The organism is Candidatus Kuenenia sp. (assembly GCF_027493735.1).
Lineage (GTDB): Bacteria > Planctomycetota > Brocadiia > Brocadiales > Brocadiaceae > Kuenenia > Kuenenia stuttgartiensis_A.
Genome location: NZ_JAOSKF010000024.1, coordinates 151,197 through 164,024 on the forward strand (window position 1 = coordinate 151,197; position 12,828 = coordinate 164,024).

A 12,828-nucleotide genomic window follows, 5' to 3' on the forward strand; every position below is an offset into this window, starting at 1 on the left:
GTATGAATACAGGTGAAATTCGCAATAAATTTTTAACATTCTTCGAAAAGAAATCCCATGTAATCTGGCCGGGAGATTCGCTTGTCCCGCAGGGAGACGCTACGCTTCTTTTTACGGGTGCAGGGATGAATCAGTTCAAAGATATGTTCCTTGGTAAGGGAAGATTAAATATAAAAAGGGCGACAACATGCCAAAAATGCCTTCGAACGGGGGATTTGGAAAATGTCGGCAGAACGGCTTCGCACCACACTTTTTTTGAAATGCTGGGCAATTTTTCCTTTGGCGATTATTTTAAAAGAGAAACCATTGCATGGGCGTGGGAGTTCCTGGTGCAGGAATTAAGGTTACCGGAAGAAAAACTTTTTGTCAGTGTGTATAAAGATGACCCCGAATCATACGAAATATGGGAAAAACATATCCGCATTCTCAAATCAAAAATCTATTCCTACGGCGAAAATGACAATTTTTGGCCTGCAAATGCCCCTGCGCAAGGCCCTAACGGACCTTGCGGCCCCTGCTCTGAAATATTTTACGACCAGGGAGCAGGCGTTGGTTGTGGTCGGGAAGAATGTGAACCTGCCTGCGATTGCGACCGCTTTGTCGAAATCTGGAATCTGGTATTTACGCAATTTGACCGAAAAGAAGATGGCAGGCTGGAACCATTGCCCAATAAAAATGTAGATACAGGCATGGGACTGGAGAGAATGGCACGTGTCATGCAGGGAGTGCCGACAAACTTCGATATAGATATTTTTGCCCCTGTAATTAAATCGATAGAAGATATTACACACCTGCGGTATCATGATAAAAAAGAAAACGCCGTATGTATGCGCCGGATAGCCGACCATGTAAAGGCCTCTATTTTTTGCATTGCCGATGGCGTTTTGCCAGGGAATGAAGGGCGGGGATATGTGGAAAGGCGTTTACTGAGGAGGGCTATACGTGATGGCGCACAACTTGGCTTAAAAGAATGTTTTTTATACAAGCTCGTGCCAATTATCAGCGATCTGATGCAGGATTATTATCCGGATATTAAACAACGCAGGGAGAATATCGCAAGGATCATAAAAAGCGAAGAAGAAAAATTCCTCGAAACTCTGGAACTGGGAACAGTACGGTTAAAAGAGTTAATGGATACAATGCAAAAGAATAAAATAAAGGAGCTTCCCGGAAAAGAGGCTTTTAAATTATATGATACATATGGCTTCCCTTTGGACATGACCGAATTAATTCTCAAGGAACACGGTTTTTCCATGGATAGCGCCGGTGTTGAAGTGGAATTGAAACGCCAGCGGATGCAGGCAAGGTCGTCATCCTCTATGACCGGCCAGGTATTTGACGCCGGTTTTTTGGGCAAGATTAAAGAGATATCAAAAGGCACAACATTCTTAGGGTACGAAAAGGATTCATGCAGGGCGAGGATCATTGCTATTGTTCAGGGCGACTACCTTATCGAAAAGGCTGAAGCCGGAAGCGAGGTATCGATAGTTTTGGATCAGACGCCCTTTTATGGTGAGTCCGGCGGACAAATTGGAGACACGGGAATCCTTGAATCGGAGGGGAGTCATATTTGTATAACGGATACAAAAAAGAACGATTCCTTTATCATTCATATCGGAAAGATAACAAAAGGCATAGTGAGGACAGGCGATATGATTGATGCGCGAATAGATACGCACAGGAGGGGTTTAATAAAAAGAAATCATACGGCGACGCACGTGCTTCATTGGGTATTGCGGAATGTCATTGGCAGACATGCGGAACAGGCGGGTTCAATGGTGTCCCCGGACCGTCTACGCTTTGACTTTCATCACTTTTCCTCTTTGACGAAGGAGGAAATTAACCGTATCGAGGATCTGGTAAACGAAAAAATAATGGAAAATGCGCTCGTGTCGGTGAAAGAACAAACGCTTCAGGAAGCAAGAAATGCCGGCGCCGTAGCCCTTTTTGGAGAAAAATACGAGGAACGGGTCAGAATGGTTTCCATCGGAGATTTTAGCAAGGAACTTTGCGGCGGTACGCACATAAACAATACCGGAGAAATAGGACCCTTCAGAATCGTCGGGGAATCCTCTGTCGCTGCGGGAATACGTCGTATAGAGGCGATCACAGGCATTTCGGCATTAACCAGGGACCGGGAGAAGGAGGAGATTGTTCAGGAATTGTGCGGCATATTGAATGCGTGTGAGGAAGATCTTTCTTCAAAAACACAGGAACTCCTGAATGAAGTAAAAAAACTCCACAAAGAACTTCACAAACAAAAGCAAAAAGAATTATTGGAGAAAATTGATTCGCTTTCCGTGACTGCAAAAGAAGTTTCAGGCGTTAACATTATAACAAAGAGAATAGATAATGCATCGGCGGATGATATGAGAAGAACGGCGGACATGCTGATGAAATCAGAAAAGGAAACCGCGGTAGCATTAGGAAGTGTTCTGAATGGGCGTGTAATAGTAATTATTTCTTTAAGCACAGGCCTGGCTTCTCGTGGTTTGCATGCGGGGAGTATCTCAAAAGAGGTCGCAAAAATAGTCGGCGGCGGTGGCGGTGGAAGACCGGAGATGGCGCAAGCGGGCGGACAGGTGGTTGGTAAATTAGACGAAGCGCTTGATTTTGCCGAAATGTTGTTCAGCAAAGAAATCCTGCAGAAGGTTTCTTAAGTCAAAAGATAGCGACCTTTAATTTTATTGAGATTTTTAAAAAAACCATATTGTTGCCTTAATTTTTTTGCAATTTGTCCTTTTTGCACATATAATTTTGTACCTCAGAGACTTGCGTTTAATATAAGGTAACATTTTGGTTTTCTGAAAAAATAGGGGCGAAGTATTTGCTATAGCTGGCATAAATACGTTCTTACCCAAACGGTAAAATTTTGCCGGTGTTGAGTCTGGATGCCTATAAATAGTATTGTTAATTTAAAAAATAATGTGTATAATCCTGCTTCTATAAAATGAACGCATCAGGGAGAAAATATTTCCGGTATTATTGACAAAACCCGGTGAGATAACCATATGTATACTCCAGCATTGCTGATCAGTTTTGTGTAAACTATTAAATAAATTTTTAACAATGAGGTTTTAAATGGCCAATCCAAAGAGGAGACATTCTAACTCAAGAACACGTAAAAGACGTACGCACGATAAACTTACGGTTCCCGTTTTTCCATTAGATAAAAATTTAGAAAAGGGGGGGCGTATCCGCTCCAAACGTTATGTTTGTTCGCACTGTAAACAAATAAATCAACCGCATACCGTATGCCATAACTGCGGATATTACCGGGGCAGGCAGGTAATTTCTGTTGAAAGGTAAATTTATGAGGATTGCGGTAGACGCCATGGGCGGGGATAAGGCGCCGCAAGAAATTGTCAAAGGCTCTGTCCTGGCTGCGCAACAGGTGCCTGATGCTGAGATTATATTGGTTGGTGACGAAAACAGAATTAAACACGAATTATGTCTTGGCGGAACCATTCCCAAAAATATAACCATTCACCATGCGGCTCAGATAGTCGGCATGGAGGATCCTGCAACACATTCCATACGGCAAAAAATAAACTCTTCCATTACGCAAAGTGTTGAGTTGGTCGCTAAGAGGAAAGCGGATGCAATCGTCAGTGCGGGGCATACGGGGGCAACGGTAGCGGCGGCAATGCTACACATGAAAACATTGAAAGGCATTCGTCGTCCAGGCATTGCGATATCCCTTCCCACCCTCCATGGATCATGTCTTATTATCGATGCAGGCGCCAATATCAGTTGCAAGCCATTACACTTGTATCAGTATGGAATTATGGCGTCAACTGTCTGCAAGCACCTAATGAATATAGAAAATCCCAAGGTTGGACTTCTCAATATAGGAGAAGAGGACGCAAAGGGAAACGATCTGGTTCGGGAAACCTTTTCGCTTCTTTCCAACGCACATTTAAATTTTATCGGAAATATTGAAAGCCGTGAGATATTTGATGGCAAGGCAGATGTCGTCGTTTGTGAAGGGTTTGTGGGAAATGTAATATTGAAATTTGCAGAGGGGATGGCAAAGAACCTTCTTACCACGATAAAAGCAGAATCAATGAATAGGTTTTGGGCAAAACTTGGACTGCTTTTGTGCAAACCGGTTTTCCAATCGATAAAAACAAAGATGGATTTTGCCGAATACGGAGGTGTTCCTTTGCTGGGGATAAATGGCATTTGTATTATTTGCCATGGGAGATCTGACGCACGGACTATACAAAATGCCATAAAAGCGGCATTAAAATTAACTAAAACGGAAATTAATGAGTATATTATTTCAGAACTGGAGAAATCCAATACACTTACGGCAGAAGTTGCTTAAGTTTTTAAAGGCTTTACACCTTCTCTGGGCAATGAGAAATTGAACGTACGCCAAAATCAAATAACATCGATAACAGGGATAGGGTCATACCTCCCTGAAAAGATATTAACCAATCATGCTCTGGAAAAATTGGTAGACACTACGGACGATTGGATTCTGCAAAGGACAGGAATAAGAGAGCGTCGTATTGTTGAAAATGGAGTGACAACATCAGATCTTGGCGCCATCGCCTCGTTAAAAGCAATAGAAAATGCCGGGATATCCGCGGAAGAGATCGATATGATTATTACTTCCACCATTACCCCCGACTACCTTTTTCCTTCTACTTCCTGTTGTTTACAAAAGCAAATTGGTGCTGTCCATGCAAGCGCATTTGATATTTCAGCGGCTTGTGCCGGATTTGTGTATGCGCTTTCCATCGGGCAAAGTGTTATAAATTCGGGTGCCGCAAAAACTGTTTTGGTGGTGGGCGCAGAATGTTTGTCAAAGATTACCGACTATACAGACCGGGCAACCTGTATTTTGTTTGGAGACGGTGCCGGTGCCGTCATACTTCAAAACAATAAGGAAAAACATCAGATATTAGACACACGATTGGTCTCTGATGGAACGTATACGGACGTACTTATAATACCCGGCGGCGGCTCAAAACATCCTGCCACCATAGAATCGGTGCAGGAAAGGTTGCATTACATTCGGTTTAAAGGAAGGGAGGTGTTTAAGCTCGCAATTAATACCATTACCAACCTGGTGATAGAAACCGCACAAAGAAATGGTTTTGCCGTTCAGGATATCGATTTAATTATCCCTCACCAAAGCAACCTGAGAATTATTGAAGCGACCATGGAAAGACTTAAACTGCCCATGGAAAAGGCATTTGTAAATATTGATAAATATGGGAATACATCTTCTGCTTCAGTTCCAATAGCAATTGATGAGGCGCAACAGGAAGGAAGACTCAAGAAAGGCGATTTAGTGATGTTGGTAGCCTTCGGGGGCGGATTGACCTGGGGATCATGTGTTGTTAGGTGGTAGAATATTATGCGGAAAACAGCCTTTCTTTTTCCAGGTCAGGGTACCCAATTGGTGGGCATGGGGAAAGATTTTTACAAAGAATACAAAGAAGCTCGCGAAATTTTCAACCAGGCAAATGATGCGTTAGGGTTTGACCTTGCATCTTTATGTTTTGAGGGAAATCAGGAGGAATTAAACAAGACGTCTCTTAGCCAGCCGGCTATATTGGTGACTTCCATTGCAATACTTGAAGTGTTGAAGGAAATTTCTTTTTTTAAGAAAACCACCTGTGATGCGGTTGCCGGGCTGAGCCTGGGAGAATACACTGCACATGTATCGGCTGGTTCTGTTGCTTTTGCAGATGCGGTAAAACTGGTGTATAAGCGTGGTATATATATGCAGGAGGCCTGTGAGAAAAGTTCCGGAGGAATGGCTTCTGTCATTGGACTGGAAGATAAGAAAATAGAACATATTTGCAGGGAATTGAACCCGCTTGGTGTTATCTGCGCCGCAAATTATAATAGCCCCGGACAGGTAGTAATATCAGGAGAATCAAATGTACTGGAACGGGCGGTTCTATTGGCAAAAGAAAGAGGCGCCAGGATGGTAATCCCGCTAAAAGTGCAGGGTGCATTTCATTCCGGTTTAATGACTCCTGCCAGTGACAAGCTTTATTCCGAACTGGAATCAACGGTTATCTCAAAACCCGGAGTTCCCGTAGTTGCAAACATTAACGCAGAGTATGTTTCCAATCCGGAGGAAATAAGAACAGCTCTGATAAAACAGCTAAACAGTCCTGTCAAATGGTATCAATCTATGCAGAAACTGATACAGGATGGATTTTCTCAATTTTATGAAATAGGGCCTGGAAAAACCTTGTCGGGACTTATGAAAAAAATTGATCCTGCTCAGCAAGTCAAAAGTTTTAGCACAATAGCAGATCTTTAATTGCGCAGTAAATTTGAATTGTTTTTAACAAGGAGGTAAAAATCGTGACGTCCGTCGGAGAAAAAGTAAGAGAAATTATCACAAAACAAATGGGGGTAAAAGCGGAACAGATAACACATGAAACATCCTTTGTCAATGATTTAGGCGCAGATTCGCTCGATACAGTGGAACTAATTATGGAATTTGAAGATGCATTTGATATGAATATTCCTGATGAAGATGCTGAAAAAATACGTACGGTGGGAGATGCAGTTAAATATATAGAGGAACACAAATAAATGCACGGAAGAAAAAGAGTCGTCATTACGGGTACCGGAGCAATAACTTCTCTGGGGAGGGAAAAAAAGGAACTCTGGTCTGCATTGTGCAACGGTGAAAGCGGCATTAAACCCATTACTTCTTTTGATACTACCGCATTTGAGGTGAAATTTGGCGGCGAAGTAAGCGATTTTAACCCGGCAGAGTGGCTTGATACCAAAGAGGCCAGGAGACTTGACAGATTTTCACAATTCGCGATAGCGGCGACCGATATTGCAGTAACAGATGCGGGTTTAAACTTTGACGCAATCGATACCGCGCGTGTTGGTGTCTTTATAGGATCCGGTATGGGTGGCCTTTTGGAATTTGAGGCGCAACACAAAAATCTGTTAAATAAAGGGCCATCAAGGGTTTCCCCTTTTATGGTTCCTAAACTAATGGCGAACGCAGCTTCCGCACATGCAGCAATCCGGTATGGTTTAAGAGGCCCTAATTTTGCAGTAGTTGCCGCTTGTACAACAGGGGTAATCTCCATAGGGGAAGCAGTGCGGGTAATTCAGAGAGGCGACGCAGACATCATGATTACAGGAAGTTCTGAGGCAGTTATTACCCCTTTAGCCGTAGCCGGGTTTGGCGCAATGAAGGCATTGTCTACCCACAACAGTGAACCGCAGAAAGCGAGCCGTCCATTTGATAAAAACCGTGATGGCTTTGTCATCTCTGAGGGGGCGGGAATAGTCGTTATCGAAGAACTGGAGGCTGCCAAAAAAAGAGGGGCAACAATCTATGCGGAGATATTGGGATATGGCATGACTGCCGATGCATACCATATTGCCGCTCCCAATAGCAACGGCGAGGGTGCAATACGATGCATGACGCATGCTTTAAACGACGCCGGATGCGGCGTTGAAACGATAGATTACATAAACGCCCATGCGACGTCTACCCCGCTTGGAGATCAGATAGAGGTGGGGGCTATTAAGAAGGTTTTTGGCGACCATGCTTCAAAAATTCCAGTGAGTTCTACCAAATCTATGCTTGGACACCAGCTTGGAGCTTCGGGAAGCGTAGAAATTATCATTTGTGCGTTTGCACTGAATGAAGGAGTTATTCCCCCAACAATAAATTATGAAACTCCTGATCCACAGTGCTCAGGACTTGATTTTGTTCCTAACGAAGCACGCGAAAAAAAGATTCATAAGACACTTTCTAATTCATTTGGATTTGGTGGACATAATGCAACCATCATCCTTGGCAAAGTATAATGCGTTAAGGGCGGGACAATAGTACCTTAAAAGTTATTTCTTTGCATACTTCCATTCGTCAGTGCGTGCTTTTTGTCAAAATATTTAAGGATGAAATACGAAAACAACTTCTAATGACAAAATGATTTGCATTTTATGTCTTGTCATTAGAAGTTGTTTGGGCAATTATCAATTGTCATATGAACGTATCAACACTACGCAATCATTCTCCTGCCAATCTGGTTCTTTTTTTTGTTTACATCAATTTTCAACCGATTTTTCATCACGTCATGTGTTTTCATTGAATTAGTGAAATAATTTAATAACGGAAGTTTTGAAATATTTTTAGAAAAATAGGCTTCTTTGGCCATACACCATGAAATATACCCTACACCAAATTCAAGCAATCATAGGTGGCAAAATCCTTGGCGATGAGGAAACCGTTATCACCGGTATTGCCGGCATTGAAAATGCGGGTGAAGGGGATATTTCTTTTGTTAAAAATGATACGCTCATCCGGCAGGCTCTTTCTTCTCAGGCTTCTGCATTTATAGTACACCAGGAAATTTCTGCATTAAAAAAACCCTGTATCATACTACAAAATCCGTTTTTTGCGTTTACCCTCCTCATGGGCGATGCTGCAAAAAAAAGATTTGCCCGTCAGGCAAGCATCCATACTTCCGCAATTATCAGCAGCAGCGCTGCAATTGGCAAGGATGCCTCTATTGGCGCGTACGTTGTAATAGAAGATAACGCTGTAATTGGAAACAATGTTGTCATTTATCCCGGTACGTTCATTGGAAAGGATTGCAAAATCGGAGACAATGCCCTTATTTATGCGAATGTCACTATCAGGGAAAAATGTAGTATTGGCAGAAGGGTAATTATTCATTGTAACAGTGTTATTGGCGATGATGGTTTCGGTTACCTCCAAATGGAAAAAAAACACATCAAGATCCCCCAAATAGGAACGGTGGAAATTGGAGATGATGTGGAAATCGGATCAATGGTAACTGTTTGCCGCGCGGCCATAGATAAAACAATCATCGGAAACGGCGTAAAAATAGACAATCATTCGCATATCGCGCATAATGTGGAAATTGGGGAGAATACAATGCTCGTAGGCTATGCAAAAATTGCCGGCAGCGTAAAAATCGGGAAAAATGTTATGGTTGCCGGAGACGTAGACATTACTGGCCATGCAACAATCGGGGATAATTGCGTTATAGGCGGAGGATCGAAGGTCCACAAAAACCTCAAACCAGGCGCTATTGTCTGGGGCGCTCCGGCAAAGCCGATATCTGAAGAAAAGCGAATACAGGTGTTATTGAGAAAACTGCCCGAAATGTATCAGGCGATTAAAAAAGTAATGCATACATCATAAACCGGGAGAGGAAATCGTATATGTGTGGAATTGTCGGGTATATTGGACCTAAAAATGCCCTCAATGTTTTGATGCATGGTATCAAAAGGCTGGAATATCGTGGTTACGATTCTTCCGGGATTGCCTTTTTTGAAAACGGTTCCCTGCGCTGTGAGAAGGCTGTTGGAAAAATTGCAATGCTGGAAGAAAAATTAAGCGGTAATGTATGTATTTCACATGCAGGGATTGTTCATACGCGATGGGCGACCCATGGTACACCTACTTTTGAAAATGCGCATCCCCACTTTGATTGCCATAACGAAATCGCAGTGGTGCATAATGGGATCATTGAGAATTATGACTATTTGAAATTAAAATTGCAGCAAAACGGCCATACGTTCAGAAGCCAGACAGATACCGAGGTGCTGGCGCATCTTATCGAGGAACATTACCGGGATAATCTTGAAACCGCTGTCATGGAAGCTCTGAAGAAAGTGGAAGGAACGTATGGGCTTGCAGCTATTTCTTCAAAAGATCCCGAAAAAATCGTAGCAGCAAGAAATGGATCACCGTTAATACTGGGGATTGGAGACCATGAATATTTCATTACTTCTGACGTGTCTGCCTCGTTGGAACATACACGGGAGGTAATGTACCTGGACGACAATGAGATAGCAATCCTAACCCCCGAAGGTTACAAAACAAAGACCATACAAAACATCCCTACATATAAAAAAACAGAAGAGGTGTTGTGGAATATTGATATGATCGAAAAAGGCGGTTACAAACACTTCATGCTGAAAGAAATCCACGAACAGCCCCAGGCGCTTCTCAACCTTATGAGAGGAAGGGTGGACGGAAACCACGGTCCGATAAAATTAGGCGGACTCATTAACCGGGAAAAAGAACTTTTAGAAGCAAAACGGATTATCATTATTGCGTGCGGAACGTCCTGGCATGCCGGATTGGTCGGAGAGTATATGCTGGAAGAGTTGGTCAGGCTTCCCGTCGAAGTGGAATATGCATCTGAATTTCGTTATCGTAACCCCATTATCGAAAAAAACACCATAGTAATCGCCATCAGTCAATCGGGAGAAACAGCGGATACACTGGCGGCTATGCGCCAGGCAAAGGGAAAGGGGGCCGCAATGTTGTCAATCTGCAATGTTGTCGGAAGCAGTATTGCCCGTGAGGCCGGATCGGGAATTTACCTGCATATCGGCCCGGAAATAGGGGTTGCATCTACAAAGGCATTTACTGCACAGATAGCCGCCTTCTATTTGTTTTCCCTTTACCTGTTGCTTCTGAAAAACAAAGACTACGCCATTCCGCCTGAAATGATTTCTGCTATCAGGACTATCCCTGACAAGATACAAACCATTCTCGACAGGGAAAAGGAAATAGGAGAAATCGCGAAAATCTACAAAGACACGAACCACGCCCTTTACCTTGGCAGAGGATTCAACTATCCCGTGGCGCTTGAGGGTGCCCTTAAATTAAAGGAAATCTCATATATCCACGCAGAGGGCTATCCCGCGGCTGAAATGAAACACGGCCCCATTGCCCTTATTGACAAAAATATGCCGGTAATATTTATCGCAACAAAAGACAGTACGTACGGAAAAATACTCAACAACATTGAAGAAGTGAAATCAAGGGGTGGAAAAGTCATTGCAATTGCAACGGAAGGAGACAGAAAAATTACCGAAAAGGTCGATCATGTATTCCATATCCCGGAAACTTCAGGCGTTCTGATACCAATTCTTTCGGTAATTCCCCTCCAATTACTTGCATACCATATGGCAGTCTTACGTGGTTGCGATGTGGACAAGCCAAGAAATCTGGCAAAAAGCGTCACGGTAGAATAAAACAAAAAACACTATTTCATATAAGAACACAGAGAACGCTATTTTACTTTGCGTCCTTTTCCCACTTCTCTTTTAAATACCGCTCCCTTCCCGAGCCATATTTATACCTGTTGTACTGTGTCTGGTTTTTCTCATAATATTTCTGATGATACTCTTCCGCCTTGTAAAATGCCGAAGCAGGCACAATTTCCGTGACAATTGGCTTATTAAATTTTCCTGATTTCTCCAACTCTTTTTTTGACGACTCGGCAAGATTTTTCTGTTCCTCCGTATGATAAAAGATTGCCGTTCGGTATTGAGACCCTACGTCAGCAAATTGCCTGTTCATTGCAGTAGGATCAATATTTCTCCAAAATACTTGCAAAAGAGACGCGTAAGAAATGAGCGAGGGATCATACCATATCTCTATCGCTTCTGCATGGCCCGTCCTGCCGGAATATACATCCTCATAGGCAGGATTCTCAACATTGCCGCCGGTATATCCGACAGCAGTGGAAATCACGCCCTCTAATTGGTCGAAGGGCTGCTGCATGCACCAAAAACAACCCCCGGCAAAGGTAGCCATTTCATATTTTTTATGAGTCGTATCACTATCGCTATTTTTACTTTCACCACACAATGCGCCATTTATTCCTAAAACAATTAATATAAATAATGGAATCAAATAATTATTCATACCAGCGCCCCCCTTACATGCTGTAATTTTGAAGATATTCGTTAATACACGTTTACTGCTTTTACCGAAAACGAAGCGTAATCTCATAGTATCAAATATTTGTCAGAATGAAAGAGGACATCCCACAAAAAAATCCTCCAACTCTTATTATTATGCGACAAATACAGGTGGAAAAAGTTTGCATTTTTACAATAGGTTCTATAGTATTTACAAAACTTTATTTTATCAATTATATACTCCATAAAATATTTATCTTGTTTGGAAATTTGTTTTCAACCGCGCAACATGGAATTATTGCCAACAAGGGCAACTGTCATGCAACATTTTCAAATGAATCAATCACGGCGACTCAGGTTTGTCACCCGAACCCATGAAGTTATTTGGTCGCCAGCAGGGGGCGCATACTTTAATTATTTAATACTTTCGCTTATCAATAAGGAGATGAAATGTCAGACCAGAAGGTTACGAACATAAAATGGCATCATGGCAAGATTACAAAGGCGCACAGAATCGATCTGATGAAACAAAAGGGAGTCACTATCTGGCTCACGGGTCTTTCAGGGTCTGGGAAATCCACCATTGCCGTAGAGCTTGAACACGCTCTTGTTGAAAATAAACATCAGGCATATATACTCGATGGCGACAATATACGCCACGGCCTTAATAAGAATCTTGGGTTTTCCCCCGAGGACCGCGCAGAAAATATTCGGCGTATTGGAGAGGTCGCCAAACTTTTTACTGACGCAAATATAATAACAATAACCGCCTTTATCTCTCCCTATAAAGAAGACAGAGATAATGCGAGGAAATTGCAGAACGAAGGGGAATTTATAGAAATTTATGTGAAATGTCCGCTTAACGTGTGCGAACAACGCGATGTAAAGGGTCTCTATAAAAAAGCCAGGACTGGAGAAATAAAAGAATTTACGGGCATATCTGCGCCTTATGAAGAACCCTCCAACCCCGAGCTGACCATTGATACATCGGTAATGCCGGTAGAAGAATCAACCAGAGCTATTTTAAAATACCTCGAAGAAAACAGGTATGTACGATTCTGAAAAAAAGGTGTAATCTTCTTTTTACGTAAAAGCATAACTTTATGCTGATTCTGCTCCTTCACTTAAGAG

10 protein-coding genes are annotated in these 12,828 nt (G+C 42.5%); 9 read left to right on the plus strand and 1 reads right to left on the minus strand.

The window, feature by feature from the left end; translation table 11 throughout:
* The first annotated feature begins 2 nt into the window (after positions 1-2).
* The 8 genes from alaS to glmS all read left to right on the plus strand — a co-directional run bounded on the left by alaS (position 3) and on the right by glmS (position 11,025).
* The gene (gene alaS, locus M5U24_RS17860; RefSeq protein ID WP_099324458.1) at positions 3-2,660 is read left to right on the plus strand and encodes an alanine--tRNA ligase; all 2,658 of its coding nucleotides are present in this window, start codon (positions 3-5) and stop codon (positions 2,658-2,660) included.
* Positions 2,661-3,298: 638 nt separating this feature from the next.
* Complete coding sequence (gene plsX, locus M5U24_RS17870) at positions 3,299-4,330, plus strand: phosphate acyltransferase PlsX (RefSeq protein WP_230405740.1); 1,032 nt, start codon at positions 3,299-3,301, stop codon at positions 4,328-4,330.
* Between the two features lie 39 nt (positions 4,331-4,369).
* Positions 4,370-5,365 (plus strand): beta-ketoacyl-ACP synthase III, encoded by a 996-nt coding sequence (locus tag M5U24_RS17875; protein ID WP_099324461.1) that lies wholly within the window; start codon positions 4,370-4,372, stop codon positions 5,363-5,365.
* Positions 5,366-5,371: 6 nt separating this feature from the next.
* Positions 5,372-6,292: an ACP S-malonyltransferase gene (gene fabD, locus M5U24_RS17880; protein WP_298203164.1), complete on the plus strand. Its 921-nt coding sequence runs from the start codon at positions 5,372-5,374 to the stop codon at positions 6,290-6,292.
* Positions 6,293-6,336: 44 nt separating this feature from the next.
* On the plus strand, positions 6,337-6,570 hold the full coding sequence (acpP, locus tag M5U24_RS17885) for an acyl carrier protein (protein WP_099324463.1): 234 nt from the start codon (positions 6,337-6,339) through the stop codon (positions 6,568-6,570).
* Complete coding sequence (gene fabF / locus M5U24_RS17890; protein WP_099324464.1) at positions 6,571-7,815, plus strand: beta-ketoacyl-ACP synthase II; 1,245 nt, start codon at positions 6,571-6,573, stop codon at positions 7,813-7,815.
* Positions 7,816-8,170: 355 nt separating this feature from the next.
* Positions 8,171-9,178 carry a UDP-3-O-(3-hydroxymyristoyl)glucosamine N-acyltransferase gene (gene lpxD / locus M5U24_RS17895; protein ID WP_099324465.1) on the plus strand — a complete coding sequence of 336 codons (1,008 nt, stop codon included), beginning with the start codon at positions 8,171-8,173 and terminating at the stop codon, positions 9,176-9,178.
* A gap of 20 nt (positions 9,179-9,198) precedes the next feature.
* The gene (gene glmS, locus M5U24_RS17900; protein WP_099324466.1) at positions 9,199-11,025 is read left to right on the plus strand and encodes a glutamine--fructose-6-phosphate transaminase (isomerizing); all 1,827 of its coding nucleotides are present in this window, start codon (positions 9,199-9,201) and stop codon (positions 11,023-11,025) included.
* Between the two features lie 43 nt (positions 11,026-11,068).
* Here the strand turns inward: glmS and msrA are convergent, their stop codons facing one another.
* Positions 11,069-11,701 carry a peptide-methionine (S)-S-oxide reductase MsrA gene (msrA, locus tag M5U24_RS17905; RefSeq protein WP_099324467.1) on the minus strand — a complete coding sequence of 211 codons (633 nt, stop codon included), beginning with the start codon at positions 11,699-11,701 and terminating at the stop codon, positions 11,069-11,071.
* 446 nt (positions 11,702-12,147) lie between these two features.
* Here msrA and cysC point away from each other — a divergent pair, with 446 nt between their 5' ends.
* Positions 12,148-12,759 carry an adenylyl-sulfate kinase gene (cysC, locus tag M5U24_RS17910; protein ID WP_099324469.1) on the plus strand — a complete coding sequence of 204 codons (612 nt, stop codon included), beginning with the start codon at positions 12,148-12,150 and terminating at the stop codon, positions 12,757-12,759.
* Positions 12,760-12,828 lie beyond the last annotated feature (69 nt).